Below are 23,577 nucleotides of genomic sequence, written 5' to 3'. Positions count from 1 at the left end.
GGGCAAAGCGCCTTTGCATCACTCCGGTCTCAAAAATAAGAGCCGCAGACGGCATTATATATTGTGAATATTCTCAGGAGAAAACAAATGAATGTTTAGGATGAACAGCCATGATGAAAATAGTCGATCTCACGAGCAGCGAGATTCTTAGTTCCCAGCAGGCTTGTGAAGAGTGGGGGATTGATTCGTCTACGCTCCGAAAGAGAGCGCATGATTTTCCTGCAGGAACAATCCGAAAGTTCGGGACAACCTATGCCGTAACAAGAGCGGGCATGTGTGCCGTATTTGGACGGAAAAGTGACACTGACTCAGAAGAAAGGGGAGACGGCTGAGCGCTATGAATCAAGAGATTAATATTCAAAACGCCCTGGTCAATGATGATGAATGGAAGCAGATCATCAAGAAGCCGCTGCCGGAGAGAACCCCGTATGAAAAAAACGGACATCTGACGATAAGCCGTCTGGCGGGACGGATTCTCGGAACGCCGCACGATGAAACGGATTACTACATATATCTCCATGAGCTGTATGAGTCCGGTGATGTGCATGTGTTAAGCGAGACGCTTGATAAGACCATTTCTCCGGAAAGGTTTCAGGCCATACAGCGCATCCATATGGTCAATCAGAAAGAAAATGGGCTTTCCGTCAATCGGTTTGCCGCTTTTCTCGACGGGGAGCAGCTCATTCCTAAGCACCCTGACGCCGCTATGCACCGCCATTTAAGGAAGGCACTTATCGAAGTGCTGCAGATGTTTCAGTCCTTTCATGAAAAAGGATTGAACGATCCGGATTTTCGCCGGGTCCTCCTCGACCTTGTCAAATGGATGGGCAATCATTTGGAGAAGTGGCTGAAAGAAGCCGACTGCGAAAATGTGATGCCGAAAGTGGTTTGGTATGGGGACACCACAAAAAGCCAACGGTATTTTTTATACTATTTGATGCTTGTTGGATGTGATGTGCTGCTGTTTCATCCGGAGGGAAAAGACGAATTTCGCCAGCTTGATCCCGAGCAAAAGCTTTCTTTTGTCTTCACATACCCGGGCACGTCTGCATTAGAGCCGTTCCCGACGGAAAAGCCTCAGCGAAAATCAACGGTGGCGTACCGTTCTGCGAAGGAGCTGGATACAGTTCTGCACAATGAGGATTCGCTCATGTACAAACCTTGGCAGTTCAGGGAGCATACGCCGGTCTCCGTGACTTTGAAGACCACGTATGATGAACTGTTTTTAATTGCGAAGGAACGCGCCTTTATCAGACCCGATTTTCAAGCGTCTCAATCAACGGTCAACATTCCGAACTTATTCGCGATGGTCATGGGCGTCTCCAGCAATGAAAAAGAGTACTGGGACCGTCTGCAGACGCTGACGGAGTATAAGGAGTCGCATACGATCCGGAGCTTCCCATTTACAAAGGAAGAGACGTCCAATTATCAATTCCATTACAGCCATGCGCTTGATCAAACGGGGATGATCGATCCGGACCGTTTGATGGAGAGCAATATATGGCGCTACAAGCATTTGCCTGAGGGAGTGCAGCGCGGCATTGCCCAAGCGGTTTCCAGGCTGTGCAAAAGCCCGAAGATGCTGGCCTTGAACAATGAAAAATCAGCCGATGTGCAGCTGTATTTGTTTACCCAGGCGGTACAGCTTCCGGCAGCGCTTTTGAATATGATTCAGACATTTGACTATTCACAGACAGTGCCGAAGCTGATCTTGTATCACACTGAACAGACGGGAACACTCACCCGTTCAGACGCGGCCGCCTTGCTTTTGTTAAATGAAATCGGCATCGACATCATCATCTATAATCCGCCGGGCTATAAGTGTATTGACCGCTATATCGACGGACAGCATTTCGATACCCATTGGCTTGATGACATGTCCTTCAACCAGGAGTTTAAAGAGCCGTCAATCGTCCGGAAGTTCATCAATAAAATCTTTTAAGGAGGGAGCCACTCTGATGGCAAATCCAAATGAAACAAGCATCATCAATATCAGCAAAGAGGAAGAGATCACGATTGAAAAAGCGGAAGACATCCGTGCCAAACTCCGCCGGGAGCCCGATGTGCAAGCTCTGACTCGGCAAATTGACGTAAAAAACCAAGTGGAGCTTTTAGAATTCGGAAAAGAGCCCGCTCTTGAAATATCCAAGTTCTCAGACCGCATTCTCTCTATGATGAGAACGAACAGTGTGACAGATTCAGGTGCGATGTTGACGCAGCTCGGAAAAATCATGGACCGCTTTGACAAGAATGACTTTGAAGAACAGAAAGGCCTGCTTTCCAAGTTATTTAAGCGCGGCAACAGCATGATCGAGAAAATATTCAAAAAATATCAAACGCTCGGCGGTGAAATCGAAAAAATCAACGTCGAAATTTCGAAATATAAAGATGAAATGACAAAATCGACCGTGACGCTTGATGAAATGTATGAAAGCAACCTCAATTACTATGTGGAGCTGGAGAAATACGTCGTAGCCGGCCAGATGAAAATAGAAGAATTGCAGCAGCTCATCCCTGAATATGAAGCGAAAGCGGCCAGCGGTAACCAAATGGCGCAGATGGAGCTTGATACGCTTCGAAACGGCATTCAAGCGCTGGAAGAACGGGTGTATGATCTCGATATGGCGCGGATGGTCGCGATTCAAACCGCGCCGCAAATCCGCCTGCTCCAGCGCGGAAACACAAAGCTGATCGGAAAAATCAACTCGGCATTCATCATTACGATTCCGATTTTCAAAAATGGCATCATCCAGGCCGTTACCGCCAAGCGCCAAAAGCTTGTCGCCGATTCAATGAGCGAACTCGACCGCCGCACTAACGAAATGCTGAAGCGGAACGCGGAAAATATTTCGAGCCAGTCCGTTGAAATCGCGAGAATGTCCGGAAGGCCGAGCATCGATATTGAAACGATCGAACAGTCTTGGAATACAATTGTCAAAGGCATGCAGGAGACGAAGCAGATTGAAGATGAGAACAAACGCCTGCGCGAAGAAGGGGCAAAACGCATATTGGAACTTCAGGACAATATGAAAAAAGCCGCTTTAAACGGTTAAAAAGGATAGTGAAGAAGCCGTCCGCCAGATAAGCTGGCGACGGCTTCAAATATACAAAAAATCACCGCCATGATAGGCGGTTTTTTATGTTATGCTAGAGAAAGAGAATTTCATGGTAAAAATTATATAAACATGAAGGGGATGGAAGTGTATGACCGCTTTATGGCTGGCATTCGGCGGCGGTTTCCTGTCGTTTATTTCTCCGTGCTGCCTGCCTTTGTATCCATCATTTATTTCCTACATCACCGGGATTTCGGTCAGCGATTTGAAAGACCGAAATGCAAAGCGCATCAAACAATCGGTGATGATTCACGCGGCGGCTTTTTTGGCCGGTTTTTCTGTGATTTTTTACATATTGGGTTTCTCCGCCAGCTCGTTTGGCCTGCTGTTTTTGCAATACCATAACTTGATCCGCATGCTGGGCGGAATATTTGTCGTCGTCATGGGCCTGTTCCTCCTCGGCGTTTTCCGGCCGGCTTTCATGATGAAGGAGCGGCGCCTTTCGTTTAGAAGAGGAAAAATAGGCTTGTTGAATTCAATGCTTGTCGGAATGATTTTTGCGGCGGGCTGGACGCCATGCATCGGACCTATATTCGGAACGATCGCATATGCAAATTTTCAGAACCCTGATTTTGGGAGCGCATTCATGATGATCACCGCATATTCTCTAGGTTTTGCCATTCCTTTTTTACTCATGGCGTTTTTTATCGGAAACATCAGGCCGCTTATGAAATATTCGAATATGCTCATGAAAATCGGCGGCGCGCTGATGATCGTCATCGGCATCCTGCTTTATACGGACAACATGATATGGGTGAATATCTGGTATTCGAATTTGACGAATCTTTTTTGAACAATATTATGTGAGTAAAATTGTGAAAAACAGCAAAATCGCGTTAAATAAACTATGGATGAGCATCGCAGGTATAATCGATTGTGTTTTTTCGTATGTCCAGGCAAACACAAGCCCTGTTGCAAAGTTAACGGCCAGGGTGTTATATGTGGGGATGTGAGCGATCATAAAGAGAGCGCTGCTTGCAACAAGTGCCCATACAACCCCGAATTCAGCCCGGAACCAGCGGTAAAGAAAGCCGCGGTAAAACATTTCTTCATAGATGGGAGAAACGATGCAGGCAGAAGCGAAAGACATGGCAATGTTTAACCATGAAAGATCGGCAGTAATCGTTTTTGTTTTTGTATTTTCGTAGCCTGCGCCGAACCAAGTCAGGATTTCCATAATGGCAGACGTCATCACAATTAAAAAAACCGTCCATCCCGCTATTTGAATCCAGTATGCAGGGGCGAACCGGGAGATTCCGATTTCCCGCCAGGACAGGCGGTCAGGCTTTAAGGCGATATCGTACAGGCTTAAAATAAAAGCGGCCGCCATTGCAATACCCATCAACATGGCTGAAGGCATGCCTTCGCCCAAAAGCAAATCCAAAGCGTTTTTTAATAGATACTCAATGAAAATCGGAACAGCTGCAAATGCGATTAAAAGCAAGCAGACCAGCTGCTTTTTGTTCCAAGGATTTTTCCATTCCATCACAAAACCCTCCTGTTTTTAAGATAAAATCATTTTAAATCGTGACGTAACGTAATCTTCAAGCGATATTTTGGGAGGGAGATATGGTGAAAGAAGAACTGACAACCGGGCGGGTGGCGAAGATGATGGGGATATCCGTAAGGACGCTCCGCTACTACGATCAAATCGGTTTATTAAAACCGAGCACGACACTGTCAAATGGGCGAAGGCAATATTCGAAGGAAGATATGTTAGAACTCGAAAAAATTTTGATCTTGAAATCTGCTCAATTTTCATTGGAGCATATCAAGACGTTAAGGTATCAATTGGATACCATCAATATCATTAAAATGCATAAAAGGCGCCTGAACTCGGAGATTGAACAGCTGACGAAGAGCCTGCAGCATACAAATACTTTGCTGAACATGTATCAAATCGAAGGAAGCTTGAGCTGGGAAGACCTTCTCAAGCTCGTCAGGCAGCCCCGGGATAAACCATGGAAGGAATCGTTCTCTGAAGAGGAGGCTGAGATTTTAGCAGAGAGGCTTCCGAAGGCGGAAAATGACGATTTTATCACAAAGCAATGGCTCTCCATCATCAAGCGGATTAAGCTGTGCTTAAAAGAAGAGGTGCCGCCTGAGTCTGAATGGGGAAAGCAAATTGCGGAGGATATCATGTGCCTGTCTGATCATTCATTTAAGGGACATGAGGACTTAGCCGATCGATTTTGGGAGGTTCGCAAATCTGAAGAGCCAAACGGGCTTTATCCGCTCGATAGCGGGATACTGGAATTCGCGGAAAAAGCGCTTGAATCTCCATCTCATCATTCAGGAGGATCAGGGTGACTTTTCACATGAGTCACGGTCCGGGCAGGATAACCAAAGGATCAAACAAACTTTGCCGAATAGAAAACCGCCCGAAAAGAATCGAGCGGCTTCCTTTATATTCGAATTGATTTCTCCTCGGTTTTCCACTGTTTTTTCCATCCGGCCTGAGCAAGCAAAAGCAGTCCGAGTGCCAAAAATGCGATAACGGTAAAGGTGAGGAATCCGCTTGAATACGTACCCGTGATTTGCTTCAGCGTTCCGAGAATATTCGGGAGGAAGAATCCGCCAATTCCCCCCGCAGCGCCCACGACCCCCGTTACCATCCCGATCTCTTGCTGAAATCGCTGCGGTACAAGCTGGAATATCGCGCCGTTCCCCATCCCGAGGCAGCCCATGCCGATAAATAATGCGGCTGTGACAACGCCAAGAGACGGGAGCATACTGACTGAGAACATGCACAGAGCCACCCCGATAAAGAGGAATTGCAGCAGACGCACGCCGCCGACTTTATCGGCAATCAAACCGCCGACAGGGCGGAGGCAGCTTCCCGATGCAACGACGATTGTGACAAATTCGCCGGCTCTTACCGCCGGAACGGCATACTGGGATGCAAAAAAGTAGCTTAAAAAGTTGGACAAGCCGACAAAACCCCCGAATGTCACGCTGTAGAGAAGGCAAAAATACCAAGTGTCCCTTTCTTTGAAAACAGCAAAATAGTCTTTGAGCGGTTTAGGCGCCGGCTGATTCGGAGGTTCTTTTGCCATAAGGAAATAGCTGAATAACACGAGTGTCAGAGGAATCAGCGCCAATCCCATGACGCCGTTCCACCCCACTTGCTCCGCCAGGCGAGGACCGAATAGCGTAGCGAGCAGTGTTCCGCTGTTTCCCGCTCCGGCGATCCCCATGGCAAGGCCTTGCAAGTGCGGCGGATACCAGCGGCTCGCCATAGGAAGGGATGCGGAAAAGCTTGCGCCTGCCACACCGAGTAAAATTCCGATGATATACAGCTCGGCGACCGATGAACCGAACTGCCACCCCCATATCAGCGGAATCATCGTCACCAGCATTCCGCCAATAGCCGTTTTTTTCGGTCCGAAACGGTCGGTTAAAATGCCGAGCACAATCCGGAAAAACGATCCGGCCAAAGTAGGTATGGCGACAATCAATCCGACCTGTGAAGGCGATAAATCAAAATCAGCCGTAATATAAACACCAAGCGCCCCCAGCAACACCCAAATCATAAAGCTGACATCAAAATATAAAAAAGATGACAACAAGGAAGGCGCGTGTCCGCTCTTCCTCAAATCCGCCAATTTCAATTGCAACACTCCCCATCCGATAGATTCTAGAATTTATCATGACAAAATAGAATAGGGTTGGCAGTATTTTTGTCAGCTTTACTAACAAACTAAAAGATTGAATATTTAAAATGTTAATTTGGATGGCATTATACCCGGCGATGATTGAATGTTGCTGAAGATTAGAGGTGTTATGACTGTTGAAAAGGGGAAAGATATATTGGAATGGGCCTGATGCACTTGCAGATAAAACAGTCTTTTGCAGCACGTTTACCAATTTTTCTTTAGCTGTAAGGAATATTTTTACCAGAAAATGTACAAATTTAAGGAAGAAATATGTGGAGACACAAAATAGACATAAATAAAAATGTATATCACTTGAAAAAGTATGTGAAGTATTGCACAATATTAATGTGAAGAATTTCACAAACAACTTAGTTTAAAACAAACGGCAAAGGAATGATGAGTCATGAGAAACCAAAAAGTCAACCGTACAGTTTTGATCGGTGCGGGTTTTGTTGGAAGCAGTTATGCATTTACGTTAATTAACCAAGGTATCACAGACGAACTTGTGATCATTGATTTAAATAAAGACAAAGCAATGGGCGATGTCATGGATTTAAACCACGGTAAAGCATTTGCCCCGCATCCTGTGAAAACATGGTACGGCACATATGAGGACTGCAAAGACGCCGACATTGTCTGCGTATGCGCCGGAGCAAACCAAAAGCCGGGTGAAACCCGTCTGGATCTTGTCGAAAAAAACTTGAGAATTTTCAAAGGAATTATCGGAGAAGTCATGGCCAGCGGTTTTGACGGCATCTTCCTTGTCGCTACAAACCCGGTCGACATCTTGACTTACGCAACTTGGAAATTCAGCGGACTTCCGAAAGAACGCGTTATCGGAAGCGGTACAACACTTGATACAGCCCGCTTCCGTTACTTGCTCAGCGAGTATTTCGGTGTCGCTGCCCACAATGCGCACGGCTACATCATTGGTGAACATGGAGATACAGAGCTGCCTGTGTGGAGCCACGCGAATATCGGCGGAGTTCCCGTCAGCGACTTGCTGAAAAGAAATGAGAAATACAAAGCGGAAGATCTTGATGAACTGTTTGACAATGTCAAAAACGCCGCTTACCACATTATCGAGAAAAAAGGTGCGACATACTACGGAGTTGCTATGAGCCTCGCGCGTATCACGAAAGCGATTTACCGCAATGAAGAAGCGATTTTGACCGTGAGCGCACATCTTGAAGGCGAATTTGGGGAAAATGATGTTTATATCGGAGTTCCGGCGGTTGTCGGCCGATGCGGAGCGAGGGAAATTATTGAGCTCGACCTGAATGAAAAGGAAAAACAGCAATTCAAGCATAGCGCAGGTGTGTTAAAAGCAATTTTAAAACCGCATTTTGAACTGCAGGCGTAACTGAACATCATGAAGATACTAACATCATGAAGATTGCGAGATGATGAAAATGTGGCAACAGATATACGATCCGTTTGGGAATCTGTTTATCAGCGCTTTTGCCGCCATTCTGCCGATTCTTTTCTTTCTCCTTGCATTGACCGTGCTGAAGATGAAAGGAATCATCGCGTCATTTTTGACGCTGGCGGTCAGCTTTATTGTAGCGGTGTTCTTTTTTCACATGCCGGCTGCGAAAGCTGTCTCCGCCGTTTTACTTGGAATTGCAAACGGCCTTTGGCCGATCGGATATATTGTCCTGATGGCTGTATGGCTTTACAAAATTTCTGTCAAAACCGGAAAGTTTAAAGTGATCAGAGCGAGCATTGCCGGGATTTCGTCTGACCAGCGGCTTCAGCTATTGCTGATCGGGTTCAGTTTTAACGCCTTTTTGGAAGGCGCGGCAGGCTTCGGCGTGCCGATTGCGATCAGCGCCGTTCTTCTTGTCGAGCTTGGTTTTAAACCTTTGAAAGCAGCATCCCTATGTTTAATTGCGAATGCGGCATCCGGCGCCTTTGGAGCGATCGGAATTCCGGTCATCACAGGAGCGCAGATGGGAGGCTTGACACCGGTTGAGCTTTCCAGAACGCTCGCTTTGATGCTGCCGTTCATCACTTTCTTTGTCCCGTTCCTGCTCGTTTTCATACTGGACGGGTTTAAAGGAATAAGGGAAACGCTGCCGGCTCTCCTTGTATTAAGCGGAAGCTATACGGCGGTGCAGACTTTAACGATGATTGCATTGGGGCCGGAGCTTGCAGACATTTTGGCCGCTTTAATCAGCATGGGAGCGCTGGCGCTGTTTTTGAAAAAATGGCAGCCGCGTCACATATACAGAGAAACCGGGAATGAACATGAACCCGCTGAAAAATATCATGCAGCAGACATTATGAAAGCCTGGTCTCCGTTTTATATCTTGACCGCTGTCATTGCGGTGTGGAGCCTGCCTGGTTTCAAAGGGCTTTTTCAGGAAGGCGGATGGCTGAAACAATCGACGATTTTATTCAATATGCCTTTTCTTCACCGGGAAGTGCTGAAAACGCCGCCGATAGCCCCGGCCCCGGCACCGCTTGATGCCGTGATGAAGCTTGACTTCATTTCAGCGACGGGTACGGCGATACTGATCGCCGTGATCATCACGATTGTGCTGAGCCGAAACCTCAGTTTCCGCGGAGGACTTTCCAGTTTGAAAGAGACGGTCAAGGAACTGTGGCTTCCCATTCTGACCATTTGCTTTGTGATGGGTTTCGCAAACCTGGCCAATTATGCCGGATTGAGTTCAACCATCGGACTGGCGCTCGCCAAAGCAGGGGATATTTTTCCGTTCGTCAGTCCCGTATTGGGCTGGATTGGCGTGTTTATCACAGGTTCAGTCGTCAGCAACAATGCATTATTCGGCCACCTGCAAGCTGTCACCGGAGCGCAAATCGGGACAAGTTCAGCGTTGCTGCTTGCCGCCAATACCGCGGGAGGCGTGATGGCTAAGCTGATCTCACCGCAGTCGATTGCGATTGCAACAGCCGCGGTTCAAGAGACAGGGCAGGAATCAAAGCTTTTCAGCCGAACCGTTAAATACAGCTTGGTCCTGCTTTTCATCATTTGCATTTGGACGTTTGCACTTTCAAAGCTTGGCATATAAAGAAGAGCCTTTTCCCATAACCGGGAAAAGGCTTCAGCGTGTCGAGAAACCCTCGCATTCGTTGTCAGGCCTGCGCGTCGGTGCTCACGAATTCCAACATTCGCTCCGCTCCGATGCTCGGCCTTCCTAGACTGCAAGGGTTTTCAATCACGCTGAAAGGTAGACAAAATCACAAAACTAAAAGTCGTTTTGAGATTTTGTCTACAATCTGAAACCTTTTCCCATAACGGGAAAAGGCTTTTTAAGCTGTTTGATCTATCATGTCCTCTTTTTGAATACATTGTACAAGTTATCCGCGGAAGGAGGACGCGATATGTTAAACATCTTCCTGAGTTATGTGTTGTTGGGCTTGTCTTTGGCCGCACCTGTCGGCCCTGTGAATGCGGCGCAGATCGACAGGGGTATGAAAGGCGGCTTCTTTCATGCCTGGCTGTTTGGACTTGGCGCTGTGACGGCGGATGTCTTATATATGGCTTTAATCTACTTTGGAGTCGCTCAATTTTTGACAGCGCCATTTTTAAAAACGTTTTTATGGCTGTTTGGTTTTTTTGTTTTAACCTATACAGGGATCGAGAGTCTGGTCAAGGCGAAGGATGTATCGCTGATGAGAGGTGCGGGAGAGAAAGGGTCATACCACAAATCTTTCTTGTCTGGGCTGGTGATCTCCCTTTCAAACCCGCTGAGCATCATGTTCTGGCTCGGCATTTACGGAAGCATTTTGGCGAAAACGGTAGAGACGTACGAATCATACCAGCTGCTGATCTGCAGTTCAGGCATTTTAATCGGGCTTTTTCTGTGGGACTTGGCCATGTCTTTTCTTGCAGGGACATTCAGAACATTTTTAAGCCCGCGGATGATCCAGGCAACGACTTGGCTCGCGGGCATCAGTCTGATTGTTTTCGGATGTTACTTCGGCTACCAGGGGATGCTCGAACTGCTGAAGGCGGGAGGCTGATTATGTCTGCCCGTTTTTCTGTTCCTGATGGGCCCACCTTTTTTTCATCAGCATCGTCACAACAGCAATAACGGCAAGAAACAGAAGGCTCACAAAAAAGCCGGGCCTGCTGTTTTTTTCAAATAACGTACCCGAAACGGCAAATAAAATCAGGACGAGTGCTGTGACAATCTGGACATTCCCTTTCATTTTCGGTTTTGTGAGCTTTTTGCTGGAAAGCAGGATGAACATCCAGTTATAGAGCAGCATTAAGCTGGCGGCCGTCGTCATATGTTCATAAAGCTGCTTCGGCAAAAGCAGCGACAGGACGATGGAAGCAGCGAGAACGAACACCGTCAAGCCGAGTGCCGGCCACGATACTTTCGCCTTTTCTTTTTTCGCAAAGCAGGCGGGAGCATCACCATTTTTCGCCATTGTTCCCATCAGTGTGGTGACAGCAAACAAGGAAGCAGTCAGCGTTGAAAAACCGGCGATAATAAAAATGCCGTTGAAAATATCCATGATCAAATCGAGATGAAAGTCTTTTAATGACGTAATAAACGGGCTGTTCTGTTCGGTAAATGTCCCGCGGGGTACAAGGAGCATGGCCAGCCCGATCGATGCGACGTAGATCACAGCAAGGATTATGAGCATCAGGCTGCCTGACTTTGATGAATCTTTCGGGTCTTTTAAGTGAATTGCCATCAGACCCATGACTTCGATTCCACCATAGGCGTAAAATGTGTAAATCAACCCCGTCCACAATCCCATGAAGCCGAAAGGAAACAATTCGTGAACCCGGTCAGGAAACTGTACTTCAGGCGTTTTCCCGGGCAGCAGCCCGCACAATGCCAAGACAGCGATGATGATAAACATTAAGATGGCCGCCGTTTTCAACACGGCCAGTATGTTTTCCGTTTTTTCAAAACTGCTGCGCCCTGTGAAAATGACGATCAGTCCGAGAATCGCATAAATGGAGGCGAACACCCACAACGGAACCTGGTTAAACCAATGGCGTGTAAACAGGGAGATCGCCGTCAGCTGACTCCCGATAATCAGCATTTCCGATGACCAGTAGACCCAGCCATTGCTAAACCCCGCCCAATTGCCGAAGGCCTCCCTGGCATAAGAACAAAAAGACCCTTCAACAGGATGATCCGCCGTTAATTTCGCCAGCTGCTGAAAGACGAGAAAAGTGCCGAGGGCAGCAAGAAGAAAGGCGGCTAATACGGAAAAGCCGCTTTTCTTAATGGCGATGCTTGAACCGAGAAAAAACCCCGTTCCAATTGTGCAGCCGACTCCGATCATGGAGAGCTGCCACCATTTTAAATCTCCTTTTTTCGCTTGTCGTTTCATCGTTTCAACCCCTCTAAATCTTCTTGTTATTTTGCCAGGGGACGCCTTTTTTATTCACGAAGAAAAGAGGGAGGAAAGGCTCTCTGCGCACCTCAATATTCACTTTGAAATAAAACATATGCTATAGTTAAAGACATAATCATTACGGTTCATTCAGTCAAAAGGAGGAATGACGGATGACTTTACAAGAAAAAATCATGCAGGAACTGAATGTAAAGCCTTCTATCGAACCGAAACAGGAAATTGAAAAAAGGGTCGGTTTTTTAAAAAGCTATTTGAAAAAAACGGGTGCCAAAGGTTTTGTTTTAGGCATTAGCGGAGGACAGGACTCGACATTGGCGGGCAGGCTTGCCCAGCTGGCTGTTGAAGAATTGAGAGAAGAAGGCGTTCAGGCGGAATTTATTGCGGTCCGCTTGCCTTACGGCGTTCAGCAGGATGAAGATGACGCCCAGCTGGCGCTGAAATTTATCCAGCCGGACAAATCTTTTGCTTTTGACATTGCTTCAACTGTAGGCTCATTTGCTGCTCAATATCAGTCAGTCACGGGAGAGGCGCTTGCCGATTTTCATAAAGGCAATGTAAAAGCAAGAGTCCGGATGATTGCCCAATATGCGATCGGGGGTCAAAATCAGCTGCTGGTGATCGGAACAGACCATGCTGCAGAAGCTGTTACCGGATTCTTCACAAAATACGGAGACGGAGGCGCAGACCTTTTGCCGCTGACAGGATTGACAAAGCGCCAGGGCAGACGCCTGCTGGAAGAACTGGGAGCGCCTGAGCGGCTTTATACGAAGTCTCCGACCGCCGATTTGCTTGATGAAAAACCTCAGCAATCCGATGAAACAGAGCTCGGCCTGACGTATGATAACATCGACGACTACCTTGAAGGAAAAGCTGTCTCCAGCGAGGTGGCAGAGGCTATCGAAAAACGCTATAAGGCATCCGAGCACAAACGCCAAGTCCCTGCTTCAATGTTTGACGACTGGTGGAAATAGCAAAAAAGAGGCTGACTTCAGCCTCTTTTTTATTAACAGGCACCCTATATCATTCCAGCTGGATTTGTCATATAATTAAGATATTTGATTCCTTTATGCAAGGAGGAGTATAAGCTGGAAATGAATGCCGCAATGAGAGATAAGAATATCGTGCTGATCGGGTTTATGGGCGTCGGGAAAACAACCATCGGTCAGCTTCTGTCAAAGAAATTAGACCGCGACTTTATCGATATCGACCAGCAGATCGAAAAAGACTTTCAAATGACTATTCCGGAGATGTTTAAACAAAAAGGGGAAGCGTTTTTCAGACAGACTGAAAAAGAATATATTTTTCAGATGTGCGAACATACAATGGGCAGCATCGTATCTTTAGGGGGAGGCGCTTTCCAACAGGAGGACATCAGAAAGAAGTGCCTCGAACACTGCTTTGTCATCTTTCTTGATTTAACATGGGAGAGTTGGAAGCAGCGGATGGATCTCTTGATTGAGAACAGGCCGGTTCTTCATAACCGCTCAATCGAAGAAATGAAACAGCTGTTCAATGAGAGAAAGAGCATCTATGCATTCCACAACTTGAAAGTGGAAACAGATAACCGGTCTGCCGAGGAAACGGCCGACTACATTGTGGAGATACTTGGGCTTGGTCAGTCTTAAACAAACGTTTAATTAAGCTGTTTCTATCGCTGTGTAAATATACTGGAATAAGCAAAGAGCCAATGATTTGTCTGATCATTGGCTCTTTCGGTCTTGTTTGACCGTTTGGCTCATGCTATCCGCCCCTCCGCCATAAAAACGGGCAGGCCAAAGAATGCACGGCAGCCACTTCTCTGGATAAGATATTTTCTGGCTCTGCGACCGCAAAAAAGTCGCTTATTGCCGGATCGAGCACTATAATGTAAATAATAAAACGATAGACTGGCGGTGCACTTATCATGAAAGAGCGAATTCAAGAAGAACTGAAAAACATTGAAGCGACATATGGTGTTAAAATCCTCTATGCGGTTGAATCGGGCAGTAGGGCCTGGGGCTTTCCCTCACAGGACAGTGATTACGACGTTAGATTTATTTATGTCCATCAAAAAGACTGGTATCTGTCAATTGATGCAAAGCGCGATGTGATTGAACTGCCGATTGACGATTCTCTCGATATCAGCGGCTGGGAGTTGACAAAAGCGTTAAGACTGTTTAGGAAATCAAACCCTCCGCTTCTCGAATGGCTTTCCTCGGGAACGGTTTATTATGAAGCCTATTCGCTGGCGGAAAAAATGAGGCAGCTGAAAAGCCGCGCCTTTTCTCCAGTCTCCTGCATGTATCATTATCTCAATATGGCATCAGGGAATTTCCGCCACTATCTGCAGCGGGAAGAAGTGAAAATCAAAAAATATTTTTATGTGCTCCGCCCAATTCTGGCTTGCCAGTGGATTGAAAGCCGCCGGACGGTTCCTCCGATTGAATTTCAGGTTTTGCTTGACGAACTTACGGAAGATGGACCGCTGAAAACGGAAATCCATCAGCTGCTTGAAAGGAAAAAGAAAGGGGAGGAGTTCAATCTTGAACCTCAAAACCCCATTCTCCACGCATTTATTGATCGTGAATTGGAGCGGCTTCAGACGGTAGCCAAAGCCTATAAAACGGATCATGAAGATCTGACGCAGGAGCTTGACCGGGTGTTTAGAGAAACGCTAGACGAGGTGTGGGCATAACATAGTATTCCCTTTAAGTATTCTTAAAGGGTTTTTTCTTTGCATTCATAGGGAAATGGTTGAGTATAACAGAAAGCGTTTTCAAACAAAGTGGCGCGGAACGGCAGAAAGGGCATTCGCAAAAAGGGGTTCGCCGAAAACGCATCCTGTTCTTTACCGAAGTTTCTTCCTAATTCTATTGTCGTATACCATACAAGTTTTAGGCAGAAAGTTTCTGAAAAAATCCCAGCAGATGTAAAACATTGTGGAAAAACCACAAAAATCGTCAGCTTTTTTGTTTTTTCGAAATATTGTGAATCGACCCTTAGCTCTTATAAAATTAAGAATATAAAGAAATATTTCATGAGATGGCGGGGTGTGAGTAATGGAAGTGATAACAAGAGACTTTTTCCTATTCTTATCTAAAAGCAGCATCCTGAATCGCCTGGCGAGAAATTGGGGGAGTTCCGTCGCGACCGGAAAAATTATCGGAGGAAAAGATTTTGAAGCTTCAATTCCGATTATTAAGGAGCTGAACGAACAAGGGTTGACTGTCACAGTTGATCACTTGGGCGAATTTGTAGACAGCAGGGAAGTCGCAAGGGAACGCACGCAGGAATGCATTCGGACCATTCAGCTGATTGCTCAGGAACAGCTTAATTCACATGTTTCATTAAAGATGACGTCACTGGGGCTCGATATTGACCTTGACCTTGTCAGGGATAATATGACCAGCATTCTGGAATGTGCCGAACAGCACAAAGTGATGGTCACAATCGATATGGAAGATGAAGTGCGCTGCCAAAAGACGCTTGACCTCTTTAAGGAGTTCAGGCAGAAATACGAGTATGTCAGCACGGTCCTGCAGGCTTACTTGTACCGGACCGAACAGGATTTGGAGGAGCTTAATCCGTATAATCCGTTTTTCCGTCTTGTGAAGGGAGCTTATAAAGAATCGCCGCAAGTGGCGTTTCCTGACAAAAAAGATGTGGATGAGAATTACAAAAAGCTCATTAAAAAGCAGCTGCTGAGCGGCCATTACACAGCCATCGCAACTCATGACGACAAGATGATTGATTACACCAAAGAAATTGCGAAAGAGCATCAAATCGGCAAAGACCGCTTCGAATTTCAAATGCTGTACGGGATGCGCAGCAAAACTCAGCTGGAACTGGTGAAGGAAGGCTACAATATGCGCGTGTATCTTCCTTACGGAGACGACTGGTACGGTTACTTTATGAGACGGCTTGCCGAACGGCCTGCCAACATCGCTTTTGCGTTTAAAGGCATGACGAAGAAATAAAACGATAAAAAGGGGAGATTAGCATGACAACACCTTACAAACACGAACCATTTACAAATTTCGGGATCGAAGAAAACCGGAAGGCATTCGAAAAAGCTCTGGAAACGGTAAATAACGAATGGCTGGGTCAGTCCTATCCTCTTGTTATCGATGGAGAAAGGTATGAAACGGAAGACAAGATCGTATCGATCAATCCTGCAAACAAAGAAGAAGTTGTAGGCACTGTATCCAAGGCTACTCAGGATCATGCGGAAAAGGCCATTCAGGCGGCTGCGAAAGCGTTTGAAACTTGGAGGTACACAGATCCTGAAGAAAGAGCGGCTGTTTTATTCCGCGCGGCTGCCAATGTGCGCCGCAAAAAGCATGAGTTTTCTGCGCTTTTAGTCAAAGAAGCAGGGAAACCTTGGAATGAAGCGGATGCGGATACGGCAGAAGCGATCGATTTTATGGAATACTATGCGCGGCAAATGATTGAGCTTGCGAAAGGAAAGCCGGTTAACAGCCGTGAAGGCGAACGCAATCAATATGTGTACACACCGACTGGTGTTACGGTTGTTATTCCGCCTTGGAACTTCCTCTTCGCGATCATGGCCGGAACGACGGTTGCGCCGATCGTGACAGGAAACACGGTTGTTCTGAAGCCCGCAAGCGCAGCGCCAGTCATTGCTGCCAAGTTCGTTGAAGTGCTCGAAGAAAGCGGACTTCCAAAAGGAGTAGTCAACTTTGTCCCTGGAAGCGGAGCTGAAGTCGGGGATTACCTGGTGGATCATCCGAAAACAAGCATCATTACGTTTACAGGTTCAAGGGAAGTCGGAACGCGCATTTTTGAGCGCGCAGCGAAGGTTCAGCCTGGTCAGACACACTTAAAACAAGTGATTGCTGAGATGGGCGGAAAAGATACGGTCGTCGTTGATGAGGACTGTGACATTGAATTGGCTGCACAATCAATTTTCACATCTGCCTTCGGCTTTGCAGGCCAAAAATGTTCAGCAGGTTCACGTGCTGTCGTGCATGAAAAGGTATATGACGAAGTATTGAAGCGTGTGATCGAAATTACGGAGTCCAAGAAAGTCGGAGAGCCTGACAGCGCGGACGTTTACATGGGACCTGTCATTGACCAGGCATCGTTTAATAAAATCATGGACTATATCGAAATCGGAAAAGAAGAAGGCCGTTTAGTCAGCGGAGGAAAAGGCGATGATTCAAAAGGGTACTTCATCGATCCGACGATCTTTGCCGATCTGGATCCGAAAGCCCGGTTAATGCAGGAAGAAATTTTCGGACCTGTTGTTGCTTTCTCGAAAGTCAGCAGCTTTGATGAGGCGCTGGAGGTTGCCAACAACACCGAATACGGCCTGACAGGCGCGGTCATTACTAAAAACCGCGACCATATCAACAGAGCAAAACAAGAATTCCATGTCGGAAATCTGTATTTCAACCGCAACTGTACAGGGGCGATCGTCGGCTACCATCCGTTTGGCGGTTTCAAAATGTCGGGAACCGATTCTAAAGCGGGCGGACCTGATTATCTTGCACTTCACATGCAGGCGAAGACGATCAGCGAAACGTTTTAAGGTGTAAGAAAAGGGGTTAAACAGGGGGACGAAGGCAGCCTTTCATAGGCTGCCTTCAAAAAAAGAGAAATTAGTCTAAAAATTTAGATAAACGGCAACTTGGGGGGAGATTCTTATTCAGAACGTACAATTGATCATTTCCATCGTGATTTACATGGTAGGGATGCTTTATATTGGGTATTACGCTTACAAACGGACAGCAAACCTCTCAGACTATATGCTTGGCGGACGAACGCTCGGGCCTGCTGTCACGGCGCTCAGCGCCGGCGCATCAGACATGAGCGGCTGGCTTTTGATGGGGCTGCCGGGCGCCATGTTTGCAACAGGCCTGAGCGGTTCGTGGATTGTCATCGGACTCGTACTCGGCGCTTGGGCGAACTGGATATTTGTAGCGCCGCGTCTAAGGTCATACACCGAAGTAGCGGGCAATTCAATCACTATCCCTGCATTTTTAGAAAACCGTTTTCATGACAAATCAAAGATCCTGTGAATATTTTCCGGAGTCGTCATTATTACCTTTTTTACGTTTTATGTATCATCTGGAATGGTTTCCGGGGGCGTTTTATTTAACAGCATATTTAATTTGGATTACCATGCAGGGCTGTGGATCATTTCAGGCGTTGTCGTGGCCTACACGCTTTTCGGCGGGTTTTTGGCAGTCAGCTGGACGGACTTTGTCCAAGGCATCATTATGTTTGTCGCGTTAATTCTTGTTCCGATTGTGACGGTCATTCAGACGGGAGGACCTGGAGAAGCCTTCAGCGAGATCCAGTCGATCGATCCAAACCTCCTCAATATTTTTAAAGGTACGAGCGTCCTCGGCATCATCTCCTTGTTCTCATGGGGCCTCGGCTATTTTGGACAGCCTCATATTATCGTGCGCTTTATGGCGATATCCTCCATCAAGGAAACGAAGAAAGCGCGCCGGATCGGCATGGGTTGGATGATCTTTTCAAGTGCGGGCGCACTGCTGACCGGATTGCTCGGTATTGCGTATTACTCGAAGAATGGGCTTCACTTGGATGATCCGGAGACCATCTTCATTCAATTGGGTAACATCCTGTTTCACCCTCTAATCACAGGATTTAATCTCGGCGATTTTGGCAGCGGTTATGAGTACAATTTCCTCCCAGCTGCTTGTGACATCAAGTTCTCTAACTGAAGATTTATACAAAACACTATTTAAGCGCTCTGCATCTGATAAAGAACTCGTCTTTTTCGGACGGCTTTCGGTTTTGGCGGTTTCCATTGTCGGACTCTGTCTCGCCTGGACAAAAAACAATACGATTCTCGGTCTTGTCAGCTATGCTTGGGCGGGTTTCGGAGCGTCGTTCGGCCCCGTGGTCATCTTAAGTTTGTTTTGGAAGAGGATGACAAAATGGGGGGCGCTTGCCGGAATGGTTGCCGGAGCGCTTACCGTCATCATTTGGGCGGAAGCCGGGCTTTCCGATGTTCTTTATGAAGTGATTCCGGGCTTTGCCGCCAGCTTGCTGTTTGTGTTTGTCGTCAGTCTATTGACGTCAAAACCGGAGCAGCAGGTGCTTGATGAATTCGAGCAATACAAACAAACGCTGTAACGATGACGGAGATGGGGAACCATTCTCCGTCTCTCTTTTTATAGGCCTTCTCCCCCTTCTAACAGGGGATTGATCCCATTTTTTTAAAAGTCGCATATAAGTCTATACAAGAGTGTAAAGGAGAAGTATGATTAAGTTAAAAACGAGTAGGAGAAAGGATATGGAAGAGCTATTAGAACAAGTTGTTTCTCTTTCAAACATTAATGAGATCATTGACTTTATCAGCGGGGAGCTGAAAAAGCCGGTCATACTGGAAAGCGCAGATTTTTTCTTATTAGCTTACAACTCCTATTATATTAACCATTTTGATGCAGCAAACCAGCAAACGATTTTCTCCAAAAAATGTCCGCTGCCGATCTTTGAAAAGTTCGTCGAAGAAGGCATTATTGATCAATTGAAAACGATTCCGACTCCTTTTCGGGTAAAACAGATTGAAGAAATCGGCTTAAACCAGCGGGTTGTCGTCAGCGCCAAGCATAAAGACGAAATAATGGGCTATATCTGGGTGCAGGAGATTGAAGACAACCTGTCTGATGAAGAGCTTGATTTCTTATATCAAGCTTCCTTTCATGTCGGGAAGATCATTTATAAGAAAAAACGCCTCAAACAAGAAAAAGAAGAACAGGCGGAAGAGCTTTACAAAAAGGCAATTAACGATCAGTTTCAAACGGAAAAAGAGCTGAAGGCCGCCGCCGATAAAGCGAACGTCGTCCTGCCGGCCGTGTTTACCGTCATGGTGCTTCAAGTCGTTGACGGGGAGGATGAACTGCTCGAAGATCTAAAGGAAACGATCCGGTCTTATTTAAACCTGAAAGACAACATCAGTCACGTACTGGAGGATCATTCGAATATCGCAATCATTGTCGGCAGTGTGTCGCGCAAGCGTTCCGCGCTGGCCGCTGCCTCAGAACTGATCAACCGTCTGTTGACCCATTTGCGCTCGCAAATGCTGCCTCTTATTTTAATCGGGGTCGGCAATGAGTACAGCAGCCCGCTGTCCCTTGGCAGAAGCTACAGAGAGGCGCTCCAAGTGACGAAAGCAGCGGAAATCACGGGAAGCCAGGAACACATTCCCTATGAATACCAAAAGCTCGGGCTTTTCAGGTATCTTGATCAAATCGCCGCAAAAAACGATCATCTGCAATATTTAAACCCGGACCTTCAGCTGCTGAAAGAAAAAGATAAAGAAAGCCACACCGAATTTTTGAGAACGCTTGAAATTTATCTCGTCAACAACTGCAAGGTCAAGCCATCCGCAGAACAGCTGTTTATCCACCAAAACACGCTCAACTACCGTATCAAACAAATATTGGAAATGACATCGATCGATCTCAATGATTTTAATACTAGATGTCAATTGTTTATCGATTTAATGCTGATGAAGAAAGCAGGCTACAAATCGTAAACAGAAAAAGAAAAGCCGGTGCATGAAGTGCCGGCTTTTAATATGTCCGATAAACGTAAGGATCTTTCGGCTCTTTTATAGGAGACCAATCCTTCACCTTCATCACAGGAATCGTAGATTTGAAAGGCTGATAGTATTCGGAAGACAGCGTTCCTTTTACATGGAGCCACTGATCGTCTTTAATATTCGTATGTTCAGGGAATTCGACCAGCATACCGTAGACTCCCGAGTCGGCGATGCAATGAATGATTCCGAAGCGGAGAACAAACAGCTGTTTATCATTGATCGCTTCCCCTTTAAAGGCAAAACCGTCGAATTCGATCGTTCGGTCAAGGAATTCTCCCGGATATTGATAGATCGTTTCCATGCCCTTCAAAAAATCATCGTCTTTTAATGAAATATGCTGTTTTCCTTTATAATTTTTCAGCGCTTTATTCATCAATTCATCGTACCCTTCCTCGCCGTAGTAGATGCTTGTATCAGGGCGCAGGTACTGGGTTTGGGCATAATGCTCCGGCTGTTCGATCGCTTTGAACGAGAAGCCCTTCGACTTGACGATATTGGAATCAAGCGTCGCTGCCGGCAGAAAAAGTCCGGTGCATAAAGGGAAGATGAACACGAAATAAATGAACATCCTTTTCAGAAAAGGCTTATCTTTTTCATGATCGTGATCATGGCCGCATCCGCAGTCGCGGTCACATCCTTTTTCGTCTGAGCCTTTCATATAAATGTAGAATTGCACCGCTGTCAAAATGGCCAGAAGAAAAATAGCGATGTATGAAAGGTAAGCATATTTCATATTAATATATTTTGTCAGATTGCCGGATGCATGAAGATGAAAAAAGAAAAACGTAAACAACATTAAAATGAATGTGCGAAACATGTTCTCACCCCTTTACCAACAGTGATCCGGCTAAGACAATAACGGCGATGTAGGCGACTAAGACAAACACAAAACGTTTTTTAAAGATGCCGAGCATCATCAGCAGATTTTTAATGTCCACCATCGCTCCGAATACAAGAAAGGCGATAAGTGAGCCGAGTGAAAACGTGCTGCTGAAAGAAGAAGCAATAAAAGCGTCGACCTCTGAACAAAGGGACAGCACAAATGACAACCCCATCATAACAAGGGATGAAGACACATCATTCTGCCCGATCGCCAAAAGAGTCGATGTTTTAATATACGTCTGCATCGCTGCTGCGACAAATGCGCCGATGATCAAATATTTTCCGACTGAGAAAAACTCGTCAACTGCATGGCGGAGCGTCCCGCCGAGCTTTTGCAGGAAAGACTGGCTCTCATGGACATGGTGGTGATGTCCGTGCGTCCCGTTTTCGATCAGCTGATTCCCTTTAAATTGATAAGAGATGATCAGCCCGGCAATGAGAGACACCGCAATCGCCAACCCGCCCCGGTAGAACACGACATCCCATTTGTTTCCGAAAGCGATGAATGTCGAGAATAATACAATCGGATTGATGATCGGGGCCGTCAGCATGAAGGCGACCGCCGCATGAAGCGGCACTCCCTTTAAAAGCAGCCTGCGGGCAATCGGAACGATGCCGCACTCGCAAGCCGGAAACAATACCCCGGCAAATGTTCCTGACAAAACGGCGAGAAATCGGTTTTTCGGAATGATTTTCGCCATCATCTCCTCCGTCACAAACATTTGAATCAAACCTGATATAAAAACCCCGATCAAGACGAACGGAATCGCTTCTATTAATATACTGATAAATATTGAGTTCAGCTGCAGAAAGGATTGTGAAGCCACAAAAAAACCTCCGCGCAAATCCATATTTTTAGTTTCAATCTAGCATTATAACATAAATTGAAAAAAGCGGTTTTGTGTGGCGGGGGTCAGATAATGGGAGGCGCATGAGTAACAGAATCAATACACAGCCTTGAAAGGGAATGTTATGATAAGAATATTCAAAAAATGAAAAGAAGAGGGGAAAGAAAAGATGCAGCAGCCTTATGATATGCCGCTTGAACAGCTTTATCAGTATAAACCTGAACGGACGGCACCGGCCGATTTTAAAGAGTTCTGGAAGGGTTCATTGGAGGAATTGGCAAATGAAAAAGCGGGACCGCAGCTTGAACCGCATGAATATCCGGCTGACGGGGTAAAAGTCTACTGGCTTACATACAGAAGCATCGGGGGAGCGCGAATTAAAGGCTGGTACGCAGTACCCGACCGCCAAGGGCCTCATCCTGCGATCGTCAAATACCACGGCTATAACGCAAGCTATGACGGAGACATTCACGATATTGTCAATTGGGCTCTTCACGGCTATGCGGCATTCGGTATGCTGGTCCGCGGACAGAACAGCAGTGAAGATACAGAGATCTCTCATCACGGACATGTACCCGGCTGGATGACAAAAGGAATCCTCGATCCGAAAACATATTACTACAGAGGGGTCTATTTAGATGCCGTACGAGCAGTCGAAGTGGTCAGCGGTTTTGCTGAAGTCGATGAAAAGCGGATCGGGGTGATCGGGGCAAGCCAAGGAGGCGGGCTGGCCGTCGCGGTTTCGGCGCTGTCCGATATTCCAAAAGCAGCCGTGTCAGAATACCCTTATTTAAGCAATTTTCAACGAGCGATCGATACAGCGATCGACCAGCCATATCTCGAAATCAACTCCTTTTTCAGAAGAAACACCAGTCCGGATATTGAGCAGGCGGCCATGCATACCCTGTCTTATTTCGATGTCATGAACCTTGCCCAATTGGTCAAAGCGACCGTACTCATGTCGATCGGACTGGTTGACACCATCACTCCGCCATCCACCGTCTTTGCGGCTTACAATCACTTGGAAACGGATAAAGAAATAAAAGTGTACCGTTATTTTGGACACGAATACATCCCGCCGTTCCAAACCGAAAAGCTGGCGTTTCTGAGAAAGCATCTGAAATAAATAAAAGCGAACACCCGGTGAAGAC

20 protein-coding genes and 1 pseudogene are annotated in these 23,577 nt (G+C 46.5%); 16 read left to right on the top strand and 5 right to left on the bottom strand.

The window, feature by feature from the left end; genetic code table 11:
- Window positions 1-110 precede the first annotated feature (110 nt).
- The 4 genes from ACVC9U_RS17725 (at window position 111) to ACVC9U_RS17710 (ending at window position 3,906) form a co-directional block, all read left to right on the top strand.
- Window positions 111-332 (top strand): helix-turn-helix domain-containing protein, encoded by a 222-nt coding sequence (locus ACVC9U_RS17725; RefSeq protein ID WP_003178729.1) that lies wholly within the window; start codon window positions 111-113, stop codon window positions 330-332.
- Window positions 333-337: 5 nt separating this feature from the next.
- Entirely contained in the window at window positions 338-1,942 is a 1,605-nt protein-coding gene (locus ACVC9U_RS17720) for a YceG family protein (protein ID WP_057957822.1), read from the top strand.
- 16 nt (window positions 1,943-1,958) lie between these two features.
- Window positions 1,959-3,053, top strand: coding sequence for a toxic anion resistance protein (locus tag ACVC9U_RS17715; RefSeq protein WP_048350465.1), 1,095 nt, complete (start codon window positions 1,959-1,961; stop codon window positions 3,051-3,053).
- 151 nt (window positions 3,054-3,204) lie between these two features.
- Window positions 3,205-3,906, top strand: a complete 702-nt coding sequence (locus ACVC9U_RS17710; RefSeq protein ID WP_057957821.1) for a cytochrome c biogenesis CcdA family protein — start codon at window positions 3,205-3,207, stop codon at window positions 3,904-3,906.
- Window positions 3,907-3,912: 6 nt separating this feature from the next.
- Here the strand turns inward: ACVC9U_RS17710 and ACVC9U_RS17705 are convergent, their stop codons facing one another.
- Window positions 3,913-4,599: a CPBP family intramembrane glutamic endopeptidase gene (locus tag ACVC9U_RS17705; RefSeq protein ID WP_048350466.1), complete on the bottom strand. Its 687-nt coding sequence runs from the start codon at window positions 4,597-4,599 to the stop codon at window positions 3,913-3,915.
- An 83-nt stretch (window positions 4,600-4,682) separates the two neighbouring features.
- On the opposite strand from ACVC9U_RS17705, the gene ACVC9U_RS17700 reads away from it, so the two are divergent.
- The gene (locus ACVC9U_RS17700) at window positions 4,683-5,423 is read left to right on the top strand and encodes a MerR family transcriptional regulator (RefSeq protein WP_048350467.1); all 741 of its coding nucleotides are present in this window, start codon (window positions 4,683-4,685) and stop codon (window positions 5,421-5,423) included.
- 95 nt (window positions 5,424-5,518) lie between these two features.
- On the opposite strand, the gene ACVC9U_RS17695 is transcribed toward ACVC9U_RS17700, so the two are convergent.
- Window positions 5,519-6,724: a nitrate/nitrite transporter gene (locus tag ACVC9U_RS17695; RefSeq protein WP_048350468.1), complete on the bottom strand. Its 1,206-nt coding sequence runs from the start codon at window positions 6,722-6,724 to the stop codon at window positions 5,519-5,521.
- A gap of 448 nt (window positions 6,725-7,172) precedes the next feature.
- Between ACVC9U_RS17695 and ACVC9U_RS17690 the strand changes: the two genes are divergently transcribed.
- The 3 genes from ACVC9U_RS17690 to ACVC9U_RS17680 all read left to right on the top strand — a co-directional run bounded on the left by ACVC9U_RS17690 (window position 7,173) and on the right by ACVC9U_RS17680 (window position 10,759).
- Complete coding sequence (locus tag ACVC9U_RS17690) at window positions 7,173-8,132, top strand: L-lactate dehydrogenase (RefSeq protein WP_048350469.1); 960 nt, start codon at window positions 7,173-7,175, stop codon at window positions 8,130-8,132.
- Window positions 8,133-8,181: 49 nt separating this feature from the next.
- The gene (locus ACVC9U_RS17685) at window positions 8,182-9,804 is read left to right on the top strand and encodes an L-lactate permease (RefSeq protein WP_075754042.1); all 1,623 of its coding nucleotides are present in this window, start codon (window positions 8,182-8,184) and stop codon (window positions 9,802-9,804) included.
- Window positions 9,805-10,117: 313 nt separating this feature from the next.
- Window positions 10,118-10,759, top strand: a complete 642-nt coding sequence (locus tag ACVC9U_RS17680; protein WP_075753783.1) for a LysE family translocator — start codon at window positions 10,118-10,120, stop codon at window positions 10,757-10,759.
- Here ACVC9U_RS17680 and ACVC9U_RS17675 read toward each other — a convergent pair whose 3' ends face one another.
- The gene (locus tag ACVC9U_RS17675; protein ID WP_075753785.1) at window positions 10,760-12,094 is read right to left on the bottom strand and encodes an amino acid permease; all 1,335 of its coding nucleotides are present in this window, start codon (window positions 12,092-12,094) and stop codon (window positions 10,760-10,762) included.
- Between the two features lie 176 nt (window positions 12,095-12,270).
- Between ACVC9U_RS17675 and nadE the strand changes: the two genes are divergently transcribed.
- The 7 genes and pseudogenes from nadE to ACVC9U_RS17640 all read left to right on the top strand — a co-directional run bounded on the left by nadE (window position 12,271) and on the right by ACVC9U_RS17640 (window position 20,630).
- Window positions 12,271-13,089 (top strand): ammonia-dependent NAD(+) synthetase, encoded by an 819-nt coding sequence (gene nadE / locus ACVC9U_RS17670; protein ID WP_075753787.1) that lies wholly within the window; start codon window positions 12,271-12,273, stop codon window positions 13,087-13,089.
- Between the two features lie 120 nt (window positions 13,090-13,209).
- A complete protein-coding gene (locus ACVC9U_RS17665) occupies window positions 13,210-13,743 on the top strand; it encodes a shikimate kinase (RefSeq protein ID WP_075753789.1) in 534 nt (177 codons plus the stop codon).
- A 278-nt stretch (window positions 13,744-14,021) separates the two neighbouring features.
- Entirely contained in the window at window positions 14,022-14,792 is a 771-nt protein-coding gene (locus ACVC9U_RS17660) for a nucleotidyltransferase domain-containing protein (protein WP_075753791.1), read from the top strand.
- Window positions 14,793-15,162: 370 nt separating this feature from the next.
- A complete protein-coding gene (locus tag ACVC9U_RS17655; protein WP_178388318.1) occupies window positions 15,163-16,074 on the top strand; it encodes a proline dehydrogenase family protein in 912 nt (303 codons plus the stop codon).
- 23 nt (window positions 16,075-16,097) lie between these two features.
- Complete coding sequence (pruA, locus tag ACVC9U_RS17650; RefSeq protein ID WP_075753795.1) at window positions 16,098-17,648, top strand: L-glutamate gamma-semialdehyde dehydrogenase; 1,551 nt, start codon at window positions 16,098-16,100, stop codon at window positions 17,646-17,648.
- Window positions 17,649-17,811: 163 nt separating this feature from the next.
- Window positions 17,812-19,225 (top strand): annotated as a pseudogene (putP, locus tag ACVC9U_RS17645) (sodium/proline symporter PutP).
- Window positions 19,226-19,385: 160 nt separating this feature from the next.
- Complete coding sequence (locus ACVC9U_RS17640) at window positions 19,386-20,630, top strand: PucR family transcriptional regulator (RefSeq protein ID WP_441391353.1); 1,245 nt, start codon at window positions 19,386-19,388, stop codon at window positions 20,628-20,630.
- A gap of 37 nt (window positions 20,631-20,667) precedes the next feature.
- Here ACVC9U_RS17640 and ACVC9U_RS17635 read toward each other — a convergent pair whose 3' ends face one another.
- Both ACVC9U_RS17635 and ACVC9U_RS17630 read right to left on the bottom strand, forming a co-directional pair.
- Window positions 20,668-21,513, bottom strand: coding sequence for a TIGR03943 family putative permease subunit (locus tag ACVC9U_RS17635; protein ID WP_023855678.1), 846 nt, complete (start codon window positions 21,511-21,513; stop codon window positions 20,668-20,670).
- A 4-nt stretch (window positions 21,514-21,517) separates the two neighbouring features.
- Complete coding sequence (locus tag ACVC9U_RS17630; protein WP_441391352.1) at window positions 21,518-22,429, bottom strand: permease; 912 nt, start codon at window positions 22,427-22,429, stop codon at window positions 21,518-21,520.
- A 166-nt stretch (window positions 22,430-22,595) separates the two neighbouring features.
- Between ACVC9U_RS17630 and ACVC9U_RS17625 the strand changes: the two genes are divergently transcribed.
- A complete protein-coding gene (locus ACVC9U_RS17625) occupies window positions 22,596-23,552 on the top strand; it encodes an acetylxylan esterase (protein WP_003178789.1) in 957 nt (318 codons plus the stop codon).
- Window positions 23,553-23,577: the final 25 nt, after the last annotated feature.

It is taken from the genome of Bacillus sp. GM2, assembly GCF_056155945.1.
Note: the sequence above shows the minus strand (reverse complement) of the source record. Positions and strands in the feature narration are given on the sequence as shown.

Coding starts and splice junctions, on each gene's coding strand:
- ACVC9U_RS17625 (WP_003178789.1), top strand. CDS start 22,596: ATGCAGCAGCCTTATGATATGCCGCTTGAACAGCTTTATCAGTATAAA.
- ACVC9U_RS17690 (WP_048350469.1), top strand. CDS start 7,173: ATGAGAAACCAAAAAGTCAACCGTACAGTTTTGATCGGTGCGGGTTTT.
- pruA (WP_075753795.1), top strand. CDS start 16,098: ATGACAACACCTTACAAACACGAACCATTTACAAATTTCGGGATCGAA.
- ACVC9U_RS17700 (WP_048350467.1), top strand. CDS start 4,683: ATGGTGAAAGAAGAACTGACAACCGGGCGGGTGGCGAAGATGATGGGG.
- ACVC9U_RS17635 (WP_023855678.1), bottom strand. CDS start 21,513: ATGTTTCGCACATTCATTTTAATGTTGTTTACGTTTTTCTTTTTTCAT.
- ACVC9U_RS17715 (WP_048350465.1), top strand. CDS start 1,959: ATGGCAAATCCAAATGAAACAAGCATCATCAATATCAGCAAAGAGGAA.
- ACVC9U_RS17630 (WP_441391352.1), bottom strand. CDS start 22,429: ATGGATTTGCGCGGAGGTTTTTTTGTGGCTTCACAATCCTTTCTGCAG.
- ACVC9U_RS17665 (WP_075753789.1), top strand. CDS start 13,210: ATGAATGCCGCAATGAGAGATAAGAATATCGTGCTGATCGGGTTTATG.
- ACVC9U_RS17705 (WP_048350466.1), bottom strand. CDS start 4,599: ATGGAATGGAAAAATCCTTGGAACAAAAAGCAGCTGGTCTGCTTGCTT.
- ACVC9U_RS17640 (WP_441391353.1), top strand. CDS start 19,386: ATGGAAGAGCTATTAGAACAAGTTGTTTCTCTTTCAAACATTAATGAG.
- ACVC9U_RS17720 (WP_057957822.1), top strand. CDS start 338: ATGAATCAAGAGATTAATATTCAAAACGCCCTGGTCAATGATGATGAA.
- ACVC9U_RS17675 (WP_075753785.1), bottom strand. CDS start 12,094: ATGAAACGACAAGCGAAAAAAGGAGATTTAAAATGGTGGCAGCTCTCC.
- ACVC9U_RS17710 (WP_057957821.1), top strand. CDS start 3,205: ATGACCGCTTTATGGCTGGCATTCGGCGGCGGTTTCCTGTCGTTTATT.
- nadE (WP_075753787.1), top strand. CDS start 12,271: ATGACTTTACAAGAAAAAATCATGCAGGAACTGAATGTAAAGCCTTCT.
- ACVC9U_RS17725 (WP_003178729.1), top strand. CDS start 111: ATGATGAAAATAGTCGATCTCACGAGCAGCGAGATTCTTAGTTCCCAG.
- ACVC9U_RS17685 (WP_075754042.1), top strand. CDS start 8,182: ATGTGGCAACAGATATACGATCCGTTTGGGAATCTGTTTATCAGCGCT.
- ACVC9U_RS17660 (WP_075753791.1), top strand. CDS start 14,022: ATGAAAGAGCGAATTCAAGAAGAACTGAAAAACATTGAAGCGACATAT.
- ACVC9U_RS17680 (WP_075753783.1), top strand. CDS start 10,118: ATGTTAAACATCTTCCTGAGTTATGTGTTGTTGGGCTTGTCTTTGGCC.